General features: G+C 53.2%; 21 protein-coding genes, 2 tRNA genes and 2 pseudogenes. 13 read left to right on the forward strand and 12 right to left on the reverse strand.

What is annotated here, in order from left to right:
• From cydX to BCF53_RS10980, 6 genes are all read right to left on the reverse strand, one after another.
• Positions 1–120 (reverse strand): cytochrome bd-I oxidase subunit CydX, encoded by a 120-nt coding sequence (gene cydX, locus BCF53_RS10955; protein WP_132701771.1) that lies wholly within the window; start codon positions 118–120, stop codon positions 1–3.
• A 17-nt stretch (positions 121–137) separates the two neighbouring features.
• On the reverse strand, positions 138–1,280 hold the full coding sequence (cydB, locus tag BCF53_RS10960) for a cytochrome d ubiquinol oxidase subunit II (protein ID WP_132701772.1): 1,143 nt from the start codon (positions 1,278–1,280) through the stop codon (positions 138–140).
• A complete protein-coding gene (locus BCF53_RS10965; RefSeq protein WP_132701773.1) occupies positions 1,280–2,848 on the reverse strand; it encodes a cytochrome ubiquinol oxidase subunit I in 1,569 nt (522 codons plus the stop codon). Before BCF53_RS10965 ends, cydB begins: the two co-directional genes overlap by 1 nt.
• 126 nt (positions 2,849–2,974) lie before the next feature.
• Positions 2,975–4,666: a bifunctional protein tyrosine phosphatase family protein/NAD(P)/FAD-dependent oxidoreductase gene (locus BCF53_RS10970; protein WP_132701774.1), complete on the reverse strand. Its 1,692-nt coding sequence runs from the start codon at positions 4,664–4,666 to the stop codon at positions 2,975–2,977.
• A gap of 211 nt (positions 4,667–4,877) precedes the next feature.
• A tRNA-Asn gene (locus BCF53_RS10975) sits at positions 4,878–4,953 on the reverse strand.
• A gap of 57 nt (positions 4,954–5,010) precedes the next feature.
• Positions 5,011–5,086: transfer RNA gene (locus BCF53_RS10980), tRNA-Asn, on the reverse strand.
• A gap of 185 nt (positions 5,087–5,271) precedes the next feature.
• On the opposite strand from BCF53_RS10980, the gene BCF53_RS10985 reads away from it, so the two are divergent.
• From BCF53_RS10985 to tusA, 4 genes are all read left to right on the forward strand, one after another.
• Positions 5,272–5,811, forward strand: coding sequence for a hypothetical protein (locus BCF53_RS10985; RefSeq protein ID WP_132701775.1), 540 nt, complete (start codon positions 5,272–5,274; stop codon positions 5,809–5,811).
• Between the two features lie 187 nt (positions 5,812–5,998).
• The gene (locus tag BCF53_RS10990) at positions 5,999–6,982 is read left to right on the forward strand and encodes a YheT family hydrolase (protein WP_165901889.1); all 984 of its coding nucleotides are present in this window, start codon (positions 5,999–6,001) and stop codon (positions 6,980–6,982) included.
• A complete protein-coding gene (rlmM, locus tag BCF53_RS10995) occupies positions 6,982–8,055 on the forward strand; it encodes a 23S rRNA (cytidine(2498)-2'-O)-methyltransferase RlmM (RefSeq protein ID WP_132701777.1) in 1,074 nt (357 codons plus the stop codon). The genes BCF53_RS10990 and rlmM overlap by 1 nt, the downstream gene beginning before the upstream one ends.
• Positions 8,052–8,285: a sulfurtransferase TusA gene (gene tusA / locus BCF53_RS11000; RefSeq protein WP_132701778.1), complete on the forward strand. Its 234-nt coding sequence runs from the start codon at positions 8,052–8,054 to the stop codon at positions 8,283–8,285. Before rlmM ends, tusA begins: the two co-directional genes overlap by 4 nt.
• Here the strand turns inward: tusA and BCF53_RS11005 are convergent.
• Complete coding sequence (locus BCF53_RS11005) at positions 8,282–9,703, reverse strand: MATE family efflux transporter (RefSeq protein WP_207902710.1); 1,422 nt, start codon at positions 9,701–9,703, stop codon at positions 8,282–8,284. The two genes, tusA and BCF53_RS11005, sit on opposite strands and share 4 nt — an antisense overlap.
• A 1,099-nt stretch (positions 9,704–10,802) precedes the next feature.
• Here BCF53_RS11005 and BCF53_RS19650 point away from each other — a divergent pair.
• The 5 genes and pseudogenes from BCF53_RS19650 to BCF53_RS11030 form a co-directional block, all read left to right on the forward strand.
• Positions 10,803–11,381, forward strand: a pseudogene (locus BCF53_RS19650) (methyl-accepting chemotaxis protein); the annotation flags it as partial.
• On the forward strand, positions 11,378–11,893 hold the full coding sequence (locus tag BCF53_RS11015; protein WP_132701780.1) for a DUF6436 domain-containing protein: 516 nt from the start codon (positions 11,378–11,380) through the stop codon (positions 11,891–11,893). The pseudogene BCF53_RS19650 and the gene BCF53_RS11015, both read left to right, overlap by 4 nt.
• A gap of 52 nt (positions 11,894–11,945) precedes the next feature.
• Positions 11,946–12,500: an elongation factor P hydroxylase gene (locus tag BCF53_RS11020; RefSeq protein ID WP_132701781.1), complete on the forward strand. Its 555-nt coding sequence runs from the start codon at positions 11,946–11,948 to the stop codon at positions 12,498–12,500.
• Positions 12,501–12,728: 228 nt separating this feature from the next.
• A pseudogene (gene rhlB, locus BCF53_RS11025) lies at positions 12,729–13,949 on the forward strand (ATP-dependent RNA helicase RhlB); the annotation flags it as partial.
• A 428-nt stretch (positions 13,950–14,377) separates the two neighbouring features.
• Positions 14,378–15,511: a 4-phosphoerythronate dehydrogenase gene (locus BCF53_RS11030; protein ID WP_132701783.1), complete on the forward strand. Its 1,134-nt coding sequence runs from the start codon at positions 14,378–14,380 to the stop codon at positions 15,509–15,511.
• Here BCF53_RS11030 and BCF53_RS11035 read toward each other — a convergent pair whose 3' ends face one another.
• Together BCF53_RS11035 and BCF53_RS11040 are read right to left on the reverse strand one after the other, a co-directional pair.
• A complete protein-coding gene (locus BCF53_RS11035) occupies positions 15,512–15,919 on the reverse strand; it encodes a hypothetical protein (protein ID WP_132701784.1) in 408 nt (135 codons plus the stop codon).
• 12 nt (positions 15,920–15,931) lie between these two features.
• On the reverse strand, positions 15,932–17,149 hold the full coding sequence (locus BCF53_RS11040) for a pyridoxal phosphate-dependent aminotransferase (protein WP_132701785.1): 1,218 nt from the start codon (positions 17,147–17,149) through the stop codon (positions 15,932–15,934).
• A gap of 145 nt (positions 17,150–17,294) precedes the next feature.
• Between BCF53_RS11040 and msrB the strand changes: the two genes are divergently transcribed.
• Together msrB and BCF53_RS11050 are read left to right on the forward strand one after the other, a co-directional pair.
• Positions 17,295–17,696 (forward strand): peptide-methionine (R)-S-oxide reductase MsrB, encoded by a 402-nt coding sequence (msrB, locus tag BCF53_RS11045; RefSeq protein WP_132701786.1) that lies wholly within the window; start codon positions 17,295–17,297, stop codon positions 17,694–17,696.
• Complete coding sequence (locus BCF53_RS11050; protein WP_132701787.1) at positions 17,693–18,364, forward strand: DNA-3-methyladenine glycosylase I; 672 nt, start codon at positions 17,693–17,695, stop codon at positions 18,362–18,364. The genes msrB and BCF53_RS11050 overlap by 4 nt, the downstream gene beginning before the upstream one ends.
• 36 nt (positions 18,365–18,400) lie before the next feature.
• Here the strand turns inward: BCF53_RS11050 and amrA are convergent, their stop codons facing one another.
• A complete protein-coding gene (gene amrA / locus BCF53_RS11055) occupies positions 18,401–18,952 on the reverse strand; it encodes an AmmeMemoRadiSam system protein A (protein WP_207902711.1) in 552 nt (183 codons plus the stop codon).
• Position 18,953: 1 nt separating this feature from the next.
• Positions 18,954–19,751 (reverse strand): AmmeMemoRadiSam system protein B, encoded by a 798-nt coding sequence (amrB, locus tag BCF53_RS11060; RefSeq protein ID WP_132701788.1) that lies wholly within the window; start codon positions 19,749–19,751, stop codon positions 18,954–18,956.
• A gap of 92 nt (positions 19,752–19,843) precedes the next feature.
• Between amrB and amrS the strand changes: the two genes are divergently transcribed.
• The gene (amrS, locus tag BCF53_RS11065) at positions 19,844–20,908 is read left to right on the forward strand and encodes an AmmeMemoRadiSam system radical SAM enzyme (RefSeq protein ID WP_132701789.1); all 1,065 of its coding nucleotides are present in this window, start codon (positions 19,844–19,846) and stop codon (positions 20,906–20,908) included.
• Between the two features lie 75 nt (positions 20,909–20,983).
• Here amrS and argF read toward each other — a convergent pair whose 3' ends face one another.
• Positions 20,984–21,889, reverse strand: a complete 906-nt coding sequence (gene argF, locus BCF53_RS11070) for an ornithine carbamoyltransferase (RefSeq protein ID WP_132701790.1) — start codon at positions 21,887–21,889, stop codon at positions 20,984–20,986.
• Between the two features lie 199 nt (positions 21,890–22,088).
• On the opposite strand from argF, the gene grxD reads away from it, so the two are divergent.
• A complete protein-coding gene (gene grxD / locus BCF53_RS11075; RefSeq protein ID WP_132701791.1) occupies positions 22,089–22,409 on the forward strand; it encodes a Grx4 family monothiol glutaredoxin in 321 nt (106 codons plus the stop codon).
• Positions 22,410–22,442: the final 33 nt, after the last annotated feature.

Here is a 22,442-nt window from a genome sequence, read left to right on the forward strand (position 1 = left end):
TCAGTTCTCGTTTTGGTCCAGTTCGCGGTCCAGATTTTCGGTCGATTCAAGCCACAGGGCATTAATAATGCCGAAGCTGCAGGCCAGTAATACACCGAGTATCCAAGTGAAGTACCACATAGGTTTATGCTCCTGTATTAGTAAATAGCGTGACTGCTTCCGTCTTCAACATCTTTGTGAGTGATGCGGCCGCGCATTACCCAGAAACTCCAAGACGTATAGCCCAGAATGGTTGGCACGAAAATGGCCGCCACATAGAACATAATGTTCAGAGTGAGCTGGCTACTCGAAGCATCCCAAATGGTTAGTGAGAAACTTGGATTCAGAGAGTTAGGCATTAAGAACGGAAACATTGCAAAACCTGCCGTTAGGATAATGCCTGCTATCGTCAATGATGTCATAACAAAAGCCCAGCCGGATCGACCAACTTTACCGAGCAGAGCTGCTGCGACTGGTGCTGCCAAACCAATGACCGGAGCAATAATCATCCACGGGTACATAGCGTAATTTGCTAGCCAGCCCTTATTGGTTGTTGCAACCTCTTTCAGCAGTGGGTTAGAGGGCGCATCACCAACGACCGTACTGATTATGGAATAACCATCGATGCCGAAACTTACCCAAATACCTGCCAAACCAAACAGTACGAAGGTTGCTAAGCCAAGGATAAATGCTAAATCAGTTGCGCGTTTGCGAATAATGTCGTCTGTTTTCAATTGCAACCAAACAGAAGCATGCAGCAATAACATCGCTACGCTGACCAGCCCAGTCAGGATTGCGAATGGGTTTAACAGTGCAAAAAAACCACCCGTGTAGGTTGCTTTAATATAGTCGTCAAAAGTATATGGGACACCGAGCAGCAGATTGCCAAACGCCACACCGAAAACGAGACAAGGAACAAATCCGCTGGCGAAAATCGCCCAGTCCCATGCTGTGCGCCAGCGAGGGTCGGAAAGCTTGCTGCGATAATCGAATCCCAGAGGGCGCATCCAAAGAGCAATCAGAACTAAGCCCAAGGCCATATAGAAGCCTGAGAAAGCCGTTGCATATATTAATGGGAAAGCCGCGAAAATAGCACCGCCAGCGGTAATGAACCAAACTTGGTTGCCGTCCCAGTGAGGGCCAACCGTGTTAATCATGATTCGTCGTTCTTTATCGTTTTTACCGACGAGGGTAAGCAGGGCGCCTACACCCAAGTCAAAACCATCTGCGATGGCAAATGCAATCAACAGAACCCCAATGAGCACCCACCAGATGAGGCGGAGAATTTCATAATCAAGCATTAGTTCGCCTCCTGTGGCAGTTCAAGAGAATCAGTCTGAGCGTTGTCTTCCGAGCTTTCACCCGGGCCTTTTTTAGCAAACTTAATCATCAGATACATCGCTGCAATCAACATGACAGTGTAGAACAGCGTCATGGCAATTAGAGAAATGACCACATCAGAAACGGCCAGATTCGAAACTGCTGTGTGTAGTGGCAGAATTTCTGCAATCGCCCATGGTTGACGCCCGTATTCGGCTACGAACCAGCCAGCTTCACAGGCAATCCACGGCAGTGGCAGGGAAAACAGGGTCGCCTTCAGGAACCAGGTCGGTTTGGTAATGCGGTGTTTGGCACTGATCCAGAATGCATAAGCAAACATCGCCAACATCAGGAAGCCGCAGCCAACCATGATCCGGAAGCTCCAGAACAGTGGACCAACAGGTGGAATGCTGTAATCTGCAGCCATGTCTAAAGCCTGCTCGCTGGGGTTTTCCATGTTCGTTGTGAACGGCTCCAGCAGGAAGGCATAGCCCAGGTGACCAACATGCTCTTCAAACAATTCGGTTTCAGCTGCCGTGGCTTCATCGTTACGGACATCATCCAGCAGGTTATAGGCTATCAGTCCGCTTTCGATCTTTTCACGCGCTTCGGCTTTCAGGTCTTTCAGGCCGGTCACTTCTTCAGTGAATGAACGGGTGGCGATAATGCCCATCATCCATGGAATCTTAATCGCCATATCGGTACGTTCTTCACTGGAGTTTGGCAGGCCGACAACAGTGAAAGATGTTGGTGGCTCATGGGTTTCCCATTCCGATTCAATGGCTGCCAGCTTAACTCTCTGTACGTCGCCCAGCTCGTAGCCGCTTTCGTCACCCAGTACGATTACTGAGAGGACCGATGCAAAGCCGAACGCCGCTGCAATAGCGAAAGAGCGACGGGCAAACGCCACGTTCTTGTTTTTCAGCAGATAGTAAGAAGAGATCGCAAGTACAAACACAGCAGCCGTGGTGTAGCCGGCCGATACAGTGTGTACAAACTTAACCTGAGCAACAGGGTTGAAGATAAGCTCGGCAAAGCTGGTCATCTCCATACGCATGGTATCAACGTTCAGGGTTGAACCAACCGGGTGCTGCATCCAGCCGTTGGCGATCAGAATCCACAGCGCGGAAAGGTTACTGCCCAATGCAACCAGCCAGGTTACGATCAGGTGTTTTACCTGTGACAGTTTATCCCAGCCGAAGAAGAACAGACCAACCATGGTGGATTCCAGGAAGAAGGCCATCAAACCTTCAATGGCCAGCGGCGCACCGAAGATATCACCCACGTAATGTGAGTAATAAGACCAGTTCATACCAAACTGGAACTCCATGGTCAGGCCGGTGGCAACACCGATGGCGAAGTTAATACCAAACAACTTACCCCAGAATTTAACCATGTCTTTGTAGACTTGTTTCTGGGTTATAACATACACCGATTCCATGATCGCCAGCATGAAGGTCATGCCAAGCGTCAACGGTACGAATATGAAGTGGTACATGGCCGTCAGTGCAAACTGTAGCCTGGAGAGTTCGAGCAGCGTGTCAGACATGGGTGCTCCCGGGTAGTGAGTGAATAAACTGTTGTTATAAACTGCAACTGCCCGTCTTCGGCACGGGCAGTTCAAATAATTATATTAAGTTTTTTAAATATACGTATGTGGCGGTGAAATAGTATCCTACTTATGTACCTTTTCAATTTTGCGAAGGTCTTCAATCGTAGGTTCGATCAGCCATTCTTTACCTTTCAGCATGGCTGACCAGTAGATTTCCGGCAGCATCCGTTCTTTCAGGAACCAGGCCGCCCGACTCGGGGCTGTGCCGTCAATAAGCCATTTCGGAAAGCTGGGCAGTAATTTGCCACCATAGCCAAATTCAGCGAGGATTATTTTGCCCCGCTCGACCGTCAGCGGGCACGAACCATACCCGTTGTATTGTGACATTTCCATACTATTTTTAAGATTTGCAATCAGGTTGTGTGCAACCACCGGAGCCTGCATTCGCGCGGCTGCAGCGGTTTTTGCATTGGGTGCATTCATGACGTCGCCAAGTGACCAGATGTTCGGGTAACGGACGTGTTGCAGCGTATATTTGTCTACATCAACCCAGCCGTTTTCATCCACCAGCGGGCTGCTGCGAATGAAGTCTGGCGCCGTTTGTGGCGGGCAAACGTGCAGCATGTCGAACGGTACCTCGACCAGCTGTTCTGCCGCGTCGTCGCCCAGCTGTTTGAAGTAGGCCAGCTGCTCTTTGCCGTTGACCTTCACCAGCTGGTGGCGAAAGTTCAGTGAGATGTTGTAGCGCTGAACGTACTCCATCAGCGCTGGTACATAGTCTTCAATGCCAAACAGTACCGGCCCGGCGTTGTAAAAGGAGACATCGATATCCTTTAACAGGTTGTGACGCAGCCAGTGGTCCGCAGAGAGGTACATCGCCTTCTGAGGCGCGCCGGCGCACTTGATCGGCATGGGTGGCTGAGTGAAAACCGCCTTGCCTTTTTTCAGCCTTTGCACCAGGTCCCAGGTGTAGGGGGCCAGGTCAAAGCGATAGTTCGAAGTGACACCGTTCTTGCCGAGCGTATCGGGCAGGCCTTCAATGGCATCCCAATCGAGCTTGATGCCAGCCGCGACAATCAGTTGGCGGTAGCCGAGCGGTCTGCAGCCCTCGAGTAAAAGTTGATTCTGCTCCGGCAGAAACTGCGCAACGGCTGATTTGATCCACTCTGCACCGGCGGGAATTAAACCGCCCATTGGCCGCACGGTCTTTTCTGGCGTGAATATACCGGCACCCACTAGTGTCCAGCCGGGCTGATAGTAGTGAACATCCGCCGGTTCAATGATACCAATCTTTAAATCGCGCTCGCGAATCAACAGACTGGCGGCTGCTGCAATACCTGCGGCACCGCCGCCTACTACCAGTACGTCGTACATCGGCACAGGCTCTGTGCTGCTCTGGCTGTGCTTAATTCTGTTTTCTAGGCCGGAAAAGTCAAAGCCGGTGTGTTCTGCACTGCGGTTAATATCTTCAAAGCTGACACCCGCTGCCGATTGGCTTAAAGCCCACAGGGTTAGCGAGCGCATGCCGGTGCGGCAATAAGCGTGGGCCGGCAGCGGATGGTTGTTAAGCAGCAGGCCAAACTCTTTGCCTTCGCCGTCGGTTACAGCGCCGGCTTTGACGGGCAGGTAAAAAGCAGCGATGCCGTGTTTTTCTGCCTGGCGCTTGATCTCTTCAAAGTTCGGTTGGTCCGGGCCTTCGCCATCGGGACGATTGACGATCAGGGTTTTTACCCCACGTTCTGAAAGCTGCTTCAGGTCGTCTGAGGATATTTGACCGGAGATGGTGAGGTCATTGCTGATAGTCTGATAATCCATAGTATGCCTCTGCGTATTTTTATATGAGTAAACTCTAATTTACATGCAGAGAAGATTAGCAGAAGAACTGAAAAGGCACAGAGTTAATGGTTAAAAATTATGCAAAGGAAATATCGGTTGTGCAGGCAGGCAGCTATGGCTGATTTTTAAGGGCCAGAAATGAAAAAGGCGTACCCAACGGGTACGCCTTTCGCATGCATCTTACAGAAGATGGCTCCTCGAGCTGGACTCGAACCAGCGACCAATAGATTAACAGTCTACTGCTCTACCAACTGAGCTATCGAGGAATAGTTGGTATATATATGCTGCCTGCAAAACTAATTGAAACAACATAATAAAATAAGTGGCTCCTCGAGCTGGACTCGAACCAGCGACCAATAGATTAACAGTCTACTGCTCTACCAACTGAGCTATCGAGGAACAACGGGGGCGTATTTTAGTGACAGCGGCTAAAGTGTCAATACCTAATTGATTGTTTTTTTTGGGTTTTTTTAAAATTGTCTTTAACGGGTCTTTTTTACCTGCATCGGTTTTGCACATCCGGCACTGTTTTTGCTGTCTTAGAATTTGTGGATTATTAACGTCAATTTTTTGAGAGGTTTGCGATGGTGACTCTGGAAATGGTCGATGCAGGTGTCAAAATCGCCACGGGCATGTTGGTCAGTGGGATGTTCTTTTTATTCTATCTGAAGCGGCACAGTTCTTTGGATAGTCGCAGAGATGCAGAGATTCAGCGCCGGCGAGAGCTGTTTGAGCAGGTTGCGGCCAATGTTGGCCGCGTACACTACGTTTATCAGCAGTATCTGGCGCTGGCAACTGAGTTCACGCGCTATGGTCAGCACTGGCCGCGTGCGCGCCGTGATGAGCTGGCGCGGGTTGGTGATGAGCTGGCCAATGTGTTTCACGATCTGACCGAGGCAGAAAGCACGCTGCTGCTGTTGGGTGAAAAACGCCTGGAGCGTTCATTACGCATCTATGGCGCCAAGATTGTGAACCTGCGGCGTCAAATTTACGCCGAAAAGCAACAGCTGTCCGGTGAAGAGATTCACCTGCTGGACGACATCAAAAAAGAAATCTCGCAGTTAAAAGAAGGTTTCTTCGATGCGCTGAGTATGCGTTACATGCCAAAAAAGGCGACTAACTGATGGCGAAACAGCCCTGTAGATTTTGTCAGCAGGTCCGCTGGGGCGGCCTCATGGTTGCCATTATGATACTGATTGGCTATGGCCTGATGAAGGCCATGGGCTGATGCCCTGAAAAAACCGGTTCGGGCAGTGCAATTTCTGAATAAGGTAGTATCATCGCGCCTTTTTCAGGGTAAGAGGCGTTATTGTGCCCGAATCGATTTTTGATTTTCCTGCTTATACCGCCGGCTACGGCCTTTCAAATGGTCACTTCCAAACGATATTTCCGTACCTGCTGCGCCGGGTGCGGGTGCCGTTCGTGCGTTCGCGTTTAGAGCTGGAAGACGGCGATTTTCTGCTGTTGGATACTCTGGCCCAGGAAAACAAAAGCTCGCCCTGGCTGGTCATCAGCCATGGCCTGGAAGGCAGCACCGATGCGCACTATGTGCACGGCATTGCCAAAGCCTTTTATGCTGCTGGCTGGAGTGTTCAGGCCTGGAACTTCCGCAGCTGCGGTGGAGAAATGAATCGTCTGCCGCGCTTTTACCATAGCGGCGCCTATGACGATCTGCAGCGAGTGGTTGCCCATGTCGAGCAGGCTCATGGCGCGGAACACATCTTTTTAAGCGGCTTCAGCATGGGTGGAAATAAAACCGTGCTGGCGCTGGCAGATAAAAAATTGTCGCCGGCGGTCATCGGTGGTGCAGCCTACAGTGTGCCGCTGGATCTGACCGACAGCGCCTTTCAATTGAGCCGCCCGGCGCAGAGCGTTTATATGAAGCGCTTCCTGAAAAACCTGAAACCAAAAATCGAATACAAGGCGCGTAAGTTCCCTAAGCTGGTCAGTGCAACCGGCTACGATGAAATTAAGAACTTCCATCAGTTTGATAACCGCTACACTGCGCCGTTGCACGGCTTCGACAGCGCTTTGGAATACTGGACGTCTTGCTCCAGCAAGCCGGCGCTGAAAAAACTGAAAAGGCCCACGCTGATCGTGAACGCCCAGAACGATCCCTTTTTGTCTCACAGCTGCAAAGATTGCCGCTGTCGCGACCGCTCCCGAAACCTGCATATGGAGCTGCCGATATCCGGTGGTCATGTTGGTTTTGCGCGCTGGCGCATCAATCAGCCGTTATGGACCGAGATGCGTGCTCTGTCATTCGCCAATAATCTGCTCAGCGGGAGAACCTAGTGTCTGCTTTATTAATGTATTGCCGCCCCGGCTTTGAAAAAGAATGCCTAGCCGAGATCAGCGCTGCGGCAGCGGAGCGAGGCTGCTTTGGCTGGTCGAACCTGGAAATGCATTCCGGTTTTGTGCTGTTTGAAACTGAACAGGCAGATACCGCCTATTCGCTGTTGCCCTCGCTGGTATTCTGTCGCGATGCCTGGCCGGTGCGCCAGCGGCTGCAAAGCCTGAACCCTAAAGACCGCTTAAGCCCCATTCTAAGCGCCGTTGAGGCGCTGGTTGCCGAAAGCGGCGTCAAATGCTTTGGCGGTGTTTCCTGCGAATATGCGGAGGGCGATGCCTACCACGCCACCTCTAAATTTGCCGGGAAGTTCGTCAACCCGTTAAGGCAGGCGCTGCGTAACAGTGGCCTGTTAACGAAGAAAGAAAATCCGTCCCTGCCGGCCTTGCGCCTGTTCTTTAAAGAATCCTCGAGTGTATTGATGGGTGTGGATAAGCCTGCGCTGCGCTCGCGCTGGCCTATGGGGGTGGCACGGTTGAAGTTTCCGCCTTCGGCTCCAAGCCGCAGCACGCTTAAGCTGGAGGAAGCCTTTATTTATTTCCTCGGCAATGACTGGCGTCAGCAGCTGGAAAATCACCACACGGCTGTCGACCTTGGTGCGGCACCCGGTGGCTGGACGTGGCAGCTGGTAAACCACAAAATGTACGTTCATGCTGTCGATAACGGCCCGATGGATGCGAAGCTGATGGAAACCGCGCTGGTCGATCATGTACAGGAAGACGGTTTTGTCTGGAAGCCCAAGAAGCGCGTCGATTGGTTGGTGTGCGATATGGTGGAAAAGCCGGCCCGCGTTGCCCGCCTGATGTACGAGTGGCTGCATGAGCGCCATGCCGATGCGGCGATCTTTAACCTTAAGCTGCCAATGAAGAAGCGCCTGCATGAGTGGCAGGAGATTAAAGAGCAGCTTGAGACACGCATTGCCGCAGAGCACCCGGATGCCATTTTCAGGGCGCGTCACCTGTACCATGACCGCGAAGAAATTACGGTTTATCTGAATTTAAGGAATCAAAACGGATGAATGCTGACAGTCAACTCGATACCCGGGGGCTGCGTTGCCCCGAGCCCATTATGATGCTGCACAAGCATGTGCGGCGCATGGCTGTGGGTGAGGTCGTGCAGGTACTGGCAACCGACCCGGCCACCAAGCGGGATATTGTCCAGTTCTGTGATTTCCTGCCGCATGAGCTGCTCAGCTCTGATACCGAAGGCGAAGAATTTCATTACTGGATTAAAAAAGGCAGCCGCTAAGCTGCCTGATGGCCATTCGATGGCCCCGGTAACGGGTGCTCTTTTTTCAGCAACCGCAACAACAGCCAGAAGGCCGCGTGCGTCAGCCCGGCAATCAGACCAATCCAGAAGCCGCTGGCCCCCATGGATGGCACAATCCAGTCTTTATAGGCCAGGATGTAGCCCAGCGGCATACCAACCCCCCAGAACGAACACACCATAATAAACATGGGTACTCGCGTATCGCGGTAGCCGCGCAGGGCGCTGATGCAGGCAATTTGAATACCGTCGGCCAACTGGAAGGCGGCACCAAAGGCCAGCAGATGCGTTGCCATGTCGATAACCCCGGCTTCTTTGCTGTACAGCGAAGCAATGTTTTCAGAAAAAATGTACAGCAACAGCGCGTAGACGGATGAAATCACTAAAACCAGTACAACCGAGCTGCGGGCGCAGAGGCGGGCGGTATTGGGTTGTTTCGCGCCCTGCAAGAATGAAATTCTCAGCGTTAGGGCGAAGCCCAGGCTCAGCGGCACCATAAACAGCACACTGACAACATTCAGGGCGATCTGATGCCCGGCAACGGTTTCTGCACCGAACGGGGTCAGCAGCAGGGCGACAAACGCAAACATGGTGGATTCCACAAAGATGGTAAAGCCAATCGGCACACCCAGCCGGACAATTTCACGGATCGACTTTTTATTCGGCAGCATTCGGTGCTGCCAGATGTGCAACTGTTTGAATGCCTTTGCCCGGTTCAGATAAATGAACAGGCAAATCAGGCAAATCCAGTTAGAGATCGCCGTTGCCCAGCCACAGCCGATGCCGCCCAAAGCAGGCATGCCCAGCTTGCCGAAAATTAAAATGTAGTTCAGCGGGGCGTTTATGCAGGCGGTCATAATCGAGAAGTACATGAAGATTTTGGTTTGCCCCAAGCCGTCTGTCAGCCCGCGCAGAGTGACCAGCGTTAAAATAGCCGGCAGCCCCCAAACGAACGCGTTCAGGTAGCCGGTGGTAATGCGCGCCGGGTTAGCCTCCATGTTGAGCAGGCTAAGCACGGGCGAGACATTCACCAGCAGGCAAATGGCGATTACCGAGGCAATCATTGCTATATAAAACGCATTCCAGGTGACCGGCAGAATTTTATCCGGCTGACCCGCACCCTTGTGCTGGGAAATAATCGGCTGGGTTGCGTTGAGCATGCCAATAGTAAACAGGAACAGAGGAATCCACAGACTGTTGCCAATAGCCACGCCGGTTAAATCATCGGCCCCGGCGCGCCCGGCCATCAAGGTATCAATGACGCCGTTGGCCATTTGCGCCAACTGGCCAACTAGGATTGGCGCACCCAGCACGGCCAGGGTTGCCCACTCTTTTTTTATCCGGCGCAGCAGTGGCTCGTCGGCGGTAGAGAGGGGTTGATGGGTTTCGTCTATTTGCATGGCTTACAACACAAGTGAACTGGTCAAAAAGGGCAGGCGATACTATCAGACAATCTGCCGGTTGGCAGTCTGCAAATCGTTATTTTTGCGCTCTGCCTTCTGCTGGTTAATTCGAGGGGTGCAGATTGAATTGGCCGCAGTTTGGTCTACGTTTTAGAGAAACAATACGACGGTGGTTTCCATGACGTACGCCTTTCGCAATCGCGCTTTTCAAATATCTTTTTTAGTTAACCTTGGCCTGATGATTTATGCCCTGGCGCTCGCCTCCTGGTACGGCACCTGGCTGCAGGCGCTGATCATTGGCCTGCCTTCACTGCTGGTGCCTTATGGGCTGTATCGCCTGCTCGGGGATCATACCCTGTCGCGCATCGCCTATGGCTTCAGCTATATGATTTTCAGTGCTCTGCACATCCATCAGGGCGCCGGTATGATTGAGCTTCACTTTGGCATTTTCGTTTTGCTGGCGTTGCTTATTGTGTTTCGTGATTGGCTGGTCATTGTGGCTGCAGCAGCGCTGATTGCTGTGCATCATCTGTCATTTATGTACATGCAGGCAGCCGGAGCGCCGGTCTTTGTCTTTCCGGCAGCGAGCCTGAGTTTTGGCATTGTTATGCTTCATGCGGCCTATGTGGTGGTCGAGGCACTGGTGCTGGTGGCCATTGCAGTTTTCAGCCTGAGCGAGGCGCGGCAGGCGGAGTATTTTCTGCGCGCTACTGATCAGATGGTCGATGCCGATGGCAAGATCTGGCTCGGAGAGCTGCCAATTGATAAGCACACCGAACTGACCCGCAAATTCGCCGGTGTTATCGCCAAGCTACGTTCAACGATCGCCATGATTGATCAGTCATCCGGCGCGCTGAAAAGTGAAACCGAGCAACTGGTCGACCAGGGCAACAGTATGGCGCAGGATATGTCTGATGAAGCCGCTCAGGTCGATACCATTGCCTCGGCCACTGAGCAGATGTCGGCCACAATCCGGGATTTGGTGGCACTGTCTGAACAGGTGCTGGCCATGGCCGGTGAGCAGCAGCAGGCGTCGCAATCCGGGCAGGCTTCGGTGGGCACCATGAAAGAGACCATACTGGAGCTGTCGCAAACGCTGGAAACCACCAAATCCAAGGTGAATGGCCTTGCTGAATCGACCTCCGATATTCGCGGTGTGCTCGAGGTTATACAAAGTATTGCTGAGCAAACCAACCTGCTGGCGCTGAATGCCGCCATTGAAGCGGCGCGTGCCGGTGAGCATGGGCGTGGCTTTGCGGTTGTTGCCGATGAAGTCAGAAGCCTGGCCTCGCGCACCCATCAGTCCACCGGAGAGATTCAGTCGATGATTGAGCGCCTGGTGCAATCCGGTGATGAATCAGTGGAGTCTGTCGGCGCGTCTATTGCGCGTTTGCAGTCAACCATCGAGGTGGCTAATGAAAGCCATGCCTGGCTGGATAAAATCTCTGAACATGCCTCAAGTGTGCTGGAATCTGCCGGCACCATGTCGTCAACGCTTGCCCAACAGGGCGCGGCCAGTGAGGAAATTGCCCATTCCGCCAACCGGCTGAACCTGCTTTCCAGTGCACTGAACCAGAAAGGCATTCGGGTGGTGGAAATAGCGCAGGATACCGAAGAGGTTTCTTCCCGGCTGAAGAAAGAGGCCGATCAGTTCCGCTATCAGGGTGATGTGTGAACCGCAGGCGATTGTTGTTGGCGGCCGTTGTTCTGGCCGTCTGGGTGCCGGCATCACTGCTGTTGCTGAATCAATTCGGTCAGGGCTACAGCGGGGTGTTCGACCCCGACGGGCGATTGCAATCTTTGCAAGGCCGGTACGCCACGCTGAACCAACAGCTGGCACTTTCTGCAACCGAAACGACGGTCATTCATGTGCTCGATGAAAACTGCGCCTGCTACGATCAAACCGTGGAGCATTTGCAGTATCTGAAGCAGGTCTTGCCGGAGGGAGTCCGTCAGCTGTACAAAGGTGTGACTGAGTTACGCCAGCTGGGTATTGATGTACCCGCCACGCCGATGATCATTTTGCTGCGTGAGGGTCGGCTCGATTATGCGGGCCCCTACGCAGCCGGTGCTCTGTGCAGCGCACAAACCGATATTCTGCTGCCAATTGTCAGCGGTGAGGTGTCGCTTGCCGGCCCCTGGCTGAATTCTGCGACGGTCTCCTGTCGTTGCAGTTTGAAGGCTTAACAGCTCTGGCAATTGCTTTATACTGCGCGCTTTTATCTGTTGGTGCCCTTAAGTGATTGATCACCCGTTAAGCCCCGAGCATTGGCAGCAGGGCGTGGATACGCTGCTCGGCCAATTGAACCCCTGGCTCATTGAGCACTGGCAAACCTGCCTTGTTGCCTCCACCGGTGAGCCGCTCTATCTGCCGGCCACAGCGGCACGCGCCTGTAACGAAATTCACTTTGCTCACGGCTTCTTCAACAGCGCCCTGCATGAGCTGGCGCACTGGTGTGTCGCCGGTGCTGAACGACGCAAGCTGGAAGATTACGGCTACTGGTATGACGCCGATGGCCGCAGCTTGGCGCAGCAAAAGCAGTTTGAGCAGGTGGAGGTTTATCCGCAGGCCATCGAATGGCATCTGGCGCTGGCCTGTGGCCGAAACTTTCGCATCAGTGCCGATAATTTAGCATTGCCCGACTACGATAGCCGGCCATTTGCCCAGGCGGTTTACAGCAAAGCCATCGCGCTGCGGGATCAGGGCCTGCCGCAACGAACACAAAGGCTGAAGCATAAGCTTGCGCAAATTTTCGGTGTTAACCTTACAGCCATTGAGTTTATTCGCCCTTAAGCGTGAAATCGGCGCTATTCCACTGTCGTGATTAGCCAAAAAATGAGCTACAATCTCGCGCGCTCGAAACCCCTGCGCTAACGCCTGACCTCAGAGTCCGTTAAATTCATGGGTTTACGCCCCGATGTTCGTTTATCCGGGGCTCATCATTACCGGCATGGGCCGGTTGTAAATTAAACCAGGGCAGGTCGGCCGCGCGCCGCGCCCAAACAAGAGAAATTTAAATTAGTGTCTACTCAAAACAAACGTTACCGTCGCCCACGCTGGCACATCTCTCAATTCAAAGTTAAAGAAGAAGCAGGCAAAGTTCGATTCCACGATCTGTTTCTGCCCATCGCGCTGATGCGCGCCATTCAGGAAGTGGGTTATCAGTACTGCAGCCCTATTCAGGCCATGACCCTGCCGTATTCACTGGATGGCCACGACTGCATCGGTAAAGCGCAAACCGGTACCGGTAAAACCGCTGCCTTCCTGATCACCGTCATTACCGATCTTCTGGAACACAAACTGGAAGAGCAATATGTCGGTGAACCGCGTGCACTGATTCTGGCACCCACCCGTGAGCTGGCGCTGCAGATTGAAGAAGATGCCCGCGCACTGACCAAGTACAGCCGTTTGAAGGTCGCTGCCGTTGTCGGTGGTATGGATTTCGACAAGCAACAGAAGCAGCTGACAGAACAGCGTTGCGATATTCTGGTTGCAACGCCGGGCCGTTTAATCGACTTCATGAACCGCAAGGCGGTGTTCCTGGATCAGGTTGAACTGCTGGTGATTGATGAAGCCGACCGCATGCTCGACATGGGCTTTATTCCGGATATCAAAACCATCGTGCGTGCGACACCGCGTACCGAAGACCGTCAGACACTGATGTTCTCAGCCACCTTCTCGCAGGATATCCTCAACCTCACCGATCGCTGGACCAATGATCCGGTTCGCATCGAGGTTGAACCCAAGGTTAAAACGTCAGATCAGGTTGAACAGCACGTTTATCTGGTCTCCGCAGATGAAAAGTACGATGTGCTGCGCCGCATTGTGAAGCAGGATGACGCCGACCGGGTGATGGTATTCGCCAACCGTCGCGACATTGTGCGAGACCTTTCTGAAAAACTGAAAGCCGATGGCGTTGCCTGTCAGGTACTGTCCGGCGATGTGCCGCAGAACAAGCGTATCCGCACATTGGATGGCTTCAAAGAAGGTAAGTTCGGTGTGCTGGTTGCAACCGACGTAGCCGGCCGTGGTATTCATGTTGATGGCGTTTCACACGTAATTAACTTCACTCTGCCGGAAGATGCGGAAGACTATGTACACCGTATCGGCCGTACCGGTCGTGCTGGTAAAAAGGGTGTTTCCATCAGCTTTGCCTGTGAAGACGACTCCTTCCAGATTCCGGCTATTGAAGAGTACATCAAGCGTAAAATCGATCTTGAGCAGCTGCCGGATTACCTGCTGAAAGACGGTCTCTTTGCACCAAAAGCAGAGCCAGAAGTCGCACCGGAAGAGACCTCGGTTGAAAGCGAGTCTGCACCGGAAGAGGCTGCGGTTGAAAGCGCAGCTGCAGCTGAGCAGGCACCGGAAGCCGAAGCCGAGGTTGAAGCGCCGGCAGAACCGGAACAGCCGGTTGCCGAAGAAGACGCACCGAAAGCTGAAGAAAAACCTGCAGAAAAACCAGCCGCGGCTGCAAAGCCTAAAGCCGGTGGTGAACAGGCGGAGCTAGCACTGGAATCTGCAGCGGCAGAGCCTGTCGGTGAAGTCACCGAGGTTACGGTTGATGAAACTGAAGACGGCCCGGAAATTACAGTTGAAGTGTTCGTCGCTGAAGACGAAACCGAAACTGAAAACGAAGAAGACCAGGAGAAGGCACCAAAAGCCTGATCCTTATGACGTTACGTATTGTTGCCGATGAAAACATGCCTAACGTCGAAGCCTGGTTTGCGCCATTGGCCAGCTCCATTGTGCGCAAACCCGGCCGCTCACTCAGTTCTGAAGATCTGGCTGAAGCAGACGTCCTGCTGGTACGCTCGGTAACCCGGGTCGATCAGGCCCTGCTGCAGGGTACGCCGGTTAAGTTTGTTGGCAGTGCCACCATCGGCACCGATCACATCGACCTACCCTACCTGCAATCAAACAATATCAGCTTTCACCATGCCCCCGGCTGTAACGCTCAGTCTGTTTGTGACTGGCTGCTGGCGGTGTTATCGCGCCTGCATCTCGATCATGACCTGGACTGGTGGCAGAAAACCATTGGCGTCGTTGGCGCCGGCAACGTGGGCGGTAAGGTTGTTGAGCGACTTAAGTTGCTCGGTTGTCGGGTACTGGTTTGCGATCCGCTGCGGTATGAAGCCGGAAGCCTGGCTGAACACACCCATCTGCAGACCCTGCTCGAATTCAGCGATATTGTTTGCCTGCATACCCCGCACACCCGTGACGGCAACCATCCAACCCACCACATGATTGGCCAGGCGCAACTTGAAAAAATGCGTGCCGGCAGCTGGCTGATTAACGCCGGTCGTGGTCCGGTGATTGAGCCAAACGCTCTGCTTGCGGCATTAAGCTCCGGTCATATTCAGTCTGTGCTGGATGTTTGGCCGCAAGAGCCTCTTGTGCCGGCAGCGTTACTGAACGAAGTTGAACTCGCCTCTCCGCATGTGGCCGGTTACAGCCTGGAAGGTAAGTTTGAAGGTACGCGGATGCTCGCGGATGCGCTCTATTGTTGGGCGGCAGCCGAGCAACCGGCGAAGGTAGAAGCCCCGAAAGGGCTGAGCCTGGATGTCCGTGCCTTTGAATGCGACGACATCAACGAATGGCTGAGCAATATAGTGCTGGCCGTGTACGACCCCGCGCGCGATACCGTCACCATGAACCTGACCGCTGCCGGTGGTGATGTTCAGGCGGAGGCTTTTGATCAGTTGCGTAAGAGTTACCCGGTGCGGCGCGAACTGGCATCGACCGAGCTTACGAATATTCCTGAGGCTCTGCTGTTAAGGCTTGAGCAATTGGGCTTCCGCTGCTGATCAGCGGCGGTGCTCTGATTGTGCCCGCAGCAGAGATTTGACCAACCGTTCGGTGTCGTTTGAAGAGCCCTCTTTAACGGCGAATTCCAGCTCATCAATAAACTTTGCCCCCCCTTCAACCTGATCAAAGCTGCCCAGCCAGCGAAAGGCATCCAGCGTGAGCACGCAGTGATTAAAGGCCATCTGCCGTTCCACATCGCCGTAACGGATCAGACCTTCCTCGTTCAGCCACAAAAAGGCGTGAAAACAGCCCAGGTGGCGTTCACTGTGCAGGCCATATTCATCGACCTGGTCCGGCCCGCTGATGTCTTCGACATACATGGAAATTTGGCGTGGAAAGGCCCGGTACAGCGTCAGCAGTATGCGGGCAACATCGTTGTAGAACTCTGTGATATGAATATCGAGCATGGCGCTTTTCGATCAGTCCTGTTTATAGGTGCTGAAGAAACGCTCCAGACGCACGGCGGCTTCGCTGAGCACTTCGGTTGGCGGCAGAAATACCATGCGGAAGTGGTCGACATCCGGGTAGTTGAAGCCGCGGCCGTGTACCACCAGAATGCGTTCTTCACGCAGTAAATCCAGTGCTACCTGCTCATCATCTGAAATACCAAACTTCTTCTTATCCATCTTCACAAACAGATACAGCGCACCCTTGGGGTTTACCACGGAGAGCCCGGGAATGGAGTCGATCATACTTACCGCCATGTTGCGCTGCTCATACATGCGGCCGCCCGGTGCCACCAGATCATCAATGGTCTGATAACCACCGAGTGAGGTTTGAATGGCATATTGTGCCGGTACATTCGGGCACAGGCGCATGCTGGCGAGCATGTTGAAGCCCTGAATCAGGTCGCCGGCCAGGTGTTTAGGGCCGGAGATCATCATCCAGCCGGAACGCCAGCCACACAGACGGTAAGCCTTGGAAAGGCCGTTGAAGGTCAGCGTCAGTACATCGCGGGAAAGCGCAGCCAACGGGTGGTGGACTTCACCGTCAAAGACGATTTTGTCGTAAATTTCATCGGCCAGAATAATCAGGTTGTGCTGACGGGCTATCTCAATCAGCTCCAGCAGAATTTGCTTGGAATAGACAGCGCCGGTCGGGTTGTTCGGGTTGATGATCACAATGGCCTTGGTATTTGGCGTAATCTTGCTGCGGATGTCATCGAGATCCGGGAACCAGTCTGACTGTTCATCACAGCGGTAGTGAACCGCCTTACCACCGGAAAGTGTCACCACGCCGGTCCACAGCGGGTAGTCGGGCGAGGGCACCAATACTTCATCGCCGGTATTTACAATGCCGGTACAGGCCAGGTGAATAAGCTCACTGGCGCCGTTACCCAGGTAAATGTCGTCGACATCAACGTTATGCACGCGCTTTTTCTGGTAGTACTGCATGACCGCTTTACGCGCGGAATAGATACCCTTCGATTCTGAGTAGCCCTCCGAGTGCGGCAGGTTTTTGATGACATCGGTAATGATTTCGTCGGGCGCGTCGAAGCCGAATGGCTTGGGGTTGCCAATATTCAGTTTTAGAATTCGATGACCTTCATCTTCCAAGCGTGCGGCTTCATCCATGACCGGGCCACGGATTTCATAGAATATATTTGCCAACTTGTTGGATTTTTTAAAATCTTTCATGAAGTTCTCTTTATAAATCAGGTTTAGTGACCATCATCGAATACTACGACTAAGGGTAGATTTTTATCTGCTCCGAGCCTAACTATGCTCGTTCAGCTAAACGAGTATAAAGTTAAATTTTTACAGCGACTATGGGAGAAAGAAAGTGGCTGAAAAGGTAACAAAGACAGACGAACAATGGCAAGTACAGCTTGATGAAACGCAGTACAGGGTCACGCGTCAGGCAGCTACCGAGCAGCCGTTCACCGGAATTTACTGGGATGAAACAGACGATGGCATGTACCACTGTATCTGTTGCGATGCACCGCTGTTCAAATCGGAATCCAAATTTGATGCCGGATGCGGTTGGCCGAGTTTTTATGAAACGCTGGATAAGTCGGCCATTATTGAACGCGAAGACCGCTCGCATGGCATGGTGCGTACGGAAGTGGTTTGCGCTAAGTGTGATGCTCACCTTGGCCACGTATTTCCCGATGGCCCGGGTCCGGACGGTTTACGCTACTGCATTAACTCCGCCTCGCTGAATTTTGAAAAGGATGGCGAATGAGTTTTGAGGCCTACTGGCAACAGGCGCTGGCGCATCATCAAACCGAGCAGGCGATCCGGGCGCGCTTTCCTGTTGTAAGGACCGCTGAAGAGCTGAAAGCCATCAGCGATGCCGACTACCTGAGCACGATCTGCCGCCGGGTGTTTCGTGCCGGCATGAAGCACTCGCTGGTCGATAGCAAATGGCCCGCCTTTGAGCAGGCTTTCTGGCAGTTCAACCCTGTTGCCTGTCAGCTGATTGATGACGCGCGCTTTGAAGAGCTGATGCGCAATACCGATCTGATCCGGCACTGGGGCAAGATGAAAACCATACCGGTGAATGCGCTGATGGTGACAGACGTTGCCAAAGCGCATAGCAGTTTTGGCAACTTTATCGCCGACTGGCCGGAAGACGATATTGTCGGCCTTTGGACCTATCTTAAAAAGCACGGCTCACATTTGGGCGGTGATGGTGGGGCGCGTTTTCTGCGGATGATCGGTAAAGATACCTTTGTTCTTGCGGACGATGTGGTTCGCGTACTGGTCAACGAGGGCTTGGTTGCCAAAAAACCAACCAGCCAGAAAGACTTAAAAGCCGTGCAGCAGTTCTTTAACGAGTTGCATCGGGAATCCGGCCTGGCCTATTCGGCGATCAGCATGGTGCTGGCGATGAGTATCGGGCCCTCCTGATTTCAGCCCGTAACGCATCAAGTGGCGCATGCGCCTCTAGTGCTCGGTAAATTTTTCCACCTGGTATCGCTGCACGGTCAGGTCGGTCAATGGCGTGTCTTCCGGCAGGGCGGCTTTCTGCAGCAGGTGGCTGAAAAACTGCGGGTGTGTAGGCAGTTGCAGCCAAACCTGGGGCAGGAAGGTTGCCCGGTGATAGCCCTTTTCAATGATGACGCCATCGACATCCGGGCGGATCAGGCTGAACAGCTCTTCGGTTGAGTTGAAGGAAACGGCTTCCGGCTCGGTCAATACCGATACCTCAATGGTCACCAGCGGCAACTCAGAAGAAGTAAGCGGTCGAAAACGCGGATCACGAAACGCCGCTGCCAGTGCATTTTGCACGATATCTTCCTGCAGTGGCCGGCTGGCCTGCAGGCTGCCAATACAGCCACGCAGGTTGCCGTTTTTAGTCAGCGTGACAAAGCTGGCGCCGTTTTCGTTCAGTTGCTCGGCCTCGCAGCTGATCAGCGGCTCAATATTCAGGTGCGAGGCAATGGCGCTTCTGGCCAGCTGCAGCATTTGTTTTTGCAGTTCAGCTGAATAATGCATATCAGGCCGCCTGGGTTGAGTTCAAAGAAAAGGAGGCATAGCCAACCACCCGGCTCTTATCGCCAAAAATATCTCCCGAGTTGCCTTTGGTCAGCAATTGAATATCCCAGCCCCGTTGCTGCGCGAAGCCGAGTGCTCCGGCGAGCGGAAAGTGCCCGCAGGCTTCAAAGCCTTCAATATCCGGATCGTACTGGAGGATTTTATGAATGGTATTTTCATCGATGGCGCGTGCCGGCGCATCGCGGTGAAAATGGCTGAGATCGGTACTGACCACCAGCAGGGTTTTTTCATCCCAGATGCTTTCCAGCGCGGCAATCAGCTGCGGCGGGTCGATGCCGCCAACAACCAGAGGGATTAACTCAAACTCACCTAATAGGGTTTGCAGGAACGGTAACTGCACCTCCAGGCTGTGTTCCAGCAGATGAGCATCGTGCCGGTAGGCAACAAAGGGCAGGTTGCTGAGCCGGGCTATGGCGCTGGTATCGCAGTGTATTTGTCCGAGCGGTGTTTCAAAACGGTTATCAGAGCTGATTGCTATGCCTTCCAGCAGTACCCGATGGGAAGGGCCAAGCACAATGACTCTGTTGTAGGCATCTTCATGGCCTTTCAGTTGCGCATAGGCAAAGGCGGCGATCTGTCCGGAATAAACATAGCCGGCATGCGGCACGATGAGCATGGCGGGAGCTGCTTTGGGCGGTGCTTCCTGGATGTTGGCTAAAAAGGCCTGAATCTCCTGCTGCAACTCTTCTGCGTTCGCGTTGTAAAAAGTGCCGGCGACGGCGGGTTGACGTACAGACATTTTCACGCCACCTAATTGGTTATTACTTAAGCAAAAGGTAGTTTGAGTAACTAAAATATTCAATGGGTCATTCGGGTCAGCAGGAGGTATTTATGGCAACCAATCAATACTGGCATGCCCTGACGGATGGTTCCGGAAAACTACAGTGTGATCTGTGCCCCAGGTATTGCAAAATTCCGCCGGGTGGCCGGGGGCTGTGTTATGTGCGCGGCAACGAAGGGGGAGAGGTGCGGCTGTTGACCTACGGCCGTTCCAGTGGCTTCTGTATTGATCCGATAGAAAAGAAACCGCTCAACCATTTTTTACCCGGTACGGCGGTACTGTCTTTTGGCACGGCCGGCTGCAATTTGGCCTGTAAGTTCTGCCAGAACTGGGATATCTCCAAATCCAGAGAACAGGATACGCTGGCTCAGCAGGCCAGCCCGGAGGCCATCGCCAGCGCGGCGAAGAACAATGGTTGTCGCTCGGTGGCCTACACCTATAACGATCCGGTGATCTTTCTGGAATACGCCTGCGATGTGGCAGCCGCCTGCCGCGAGCAGCAAGTAAAGAATGTGGCGGTCACGGCCGGCTATATTTGCGAGCAACCCAGAATTGAGTTCTTCTCGGCTATGGATGCCGCCAATGTCGATCTGAAAGCCTTTACCGACCGCTTTTACTGGAAGCTCTGTGGCGGCCACTTACAGCCGGTGCTGGAAACCCTGAAATACATCAAGCACGAAACTGACTGCTGGCTGGAAATTACCACGCTGCTGATCCCCGGCGAGAATGATTCCGACGCTGAGCTGCATGAGCTGACCGGCTGGGTCGTCAGTGAGCTGGGGCCGGATACCCCCATGCATTTTTCGGCCTTTCACCCCGACTGGAAGATGATGGATTACCCGCCGACACCCAAATCTACTCTGGTGCGGGCGCGCGAAATCGGCATTAAAAACGGTCTGCATTATGTTTATACCGGAAATGTTCATCATCGGGATGGCGATACGACGTTTTGTCCACATTGTCATGCACCGGTCATTGTCCGTGACTGGTATGAGTTGGTGAAATGGCATTTAAAGGCGAATGGCCAATGCGAGTATTGCGGCGGTGCGCTTACGGGTGTGTTTGAGGGTATGCCGGGCGATTGGGGAGCAAGAAGAAAGATATGCAGGATTTAACCGGTGGCTATGGTTTGGTGCTAACAGCCCGCGAGCCCTAATGGGCTATCAGCACCTGAGTTCGGCAGCGTTCTCTTATTGAGTCAGCAGGAACTCCATTAAAGCCTTCTGGGCATGCAGTCGGTTACCGGCCTGCGGGAACACAACAGAGCGCGGGTCATCCAGCATATCTTCGCTGATTTCTTCACCACGGTGCGCCGGCAGGCAGTGCAGGAACACAGCTTCCGGGTCGGCAGTATCCATCAGTGCCGGAGAAACCTGGTAGCCGGCGAAATCTGCCATGCGCTTCTTGGCTTCCTCTTCCTGGCCCATGCTGGCCCAAACATCGGTCGTGACCAGATGCGCGCCACGGGTGGCTTCTTCAACCGAGCGGAAAATCTGTACACGGTCGCCGGCCTTTTCCAGTAACTCAGCCATAGGCTCGTAGCCTTCCGGGCAGGCAATGTTCAGTTTGAAATCGAACAGCATGGCGGCATTGATGTAGCTGTTGCACATGTTGTTGCCGTCGCCAATCCAAACCGCCGTTTTACCCTGAATATCGCCACGCGCTTCAGTGTAAGCCTGCACGTCTGCCAGCAGCTGGCAAGGGTGGTAATCGTCGGTCAGTGCGTTGATGACCGGCAGGCTGCTGTATTCAGCAAACTTTTCGATCTTGCTGTGCTCAAAGGTACGGATCATCACAATGTCGATCATTTCCGACAGTACGCGTGAGGTATCTTCAATAGGCTCGCCGCGGCCCAGCTGGGTATCGTTCGGTGACAGGAAGATCGCGCTGCCGCCAAACTGGTTCATACCGGCTTCAAAAGAAACCCGGGTACGGGTGGATGATTTTTCAAAAATCATGCCCAGCACACGGCCAACGAATGGCTGAAACACAGTCCGGCTTTCGTGCATCTTGCGTAGTTCAGATGCGCGTTTGATGATTTGGCGGGCTTCTTCCTGGCTCAAATCATTCAGTGTCAGAAAATGTCGGACTGCCATAGCGTTTCTACTCCATTTTTGGCGGGAAAACTAACAGGCTAGCACGCAAGCTCAGGAGCGGCAATACTGATACACAGCTGGATTTCAGATTCCTGACCGCCACCAATCATTCAACGCATACCCTGCTTTTTTAGGGTGGCAGATGCGCTGCGGATGAGTACAATAGTTTAAATATCTGACTAAATTAGTAGGTTATTGAATGAGTGACACACTGGAGAACATCAAACAGCAAATCGCCGAGAACGACATTCTGCTGTATATGAAGGGCAACCCAAACCAGCCGATGTGCGGCTTTTCAGCTCGTGCTGTGCAGGCGCTGATGTCTTGCGGCGAGCGTTTTGCCTATGTTGATATTCTGGAGCATCAGGATATCCGTGCAGAGCTGCCAAAATTTGCCAACTGGCCAACCTTCCCGCAGCTGTGGGTTAAAGGTGAACTGGTGGGTGGCTGCGACATCATCACCGATATGTTTGAGAAGGGCGAACTGCAACCGCTGGTTAGCGAAGCCACTAAAGCCTGATATCGCCATTAGTATTTGGCCATTAACGCCCTT

It is taken from the genome of Reinekea marinisedimentorum, assembly GCF_004341165.1.
In the GTDB taxonomy this organism is placed as follows: Bacteria; Pseudomonadota; Gammaproteobacteria; order Pseudomonadales; family Natronospirillaceae; genus Reinekea; species Reinekea marinisedimentorum.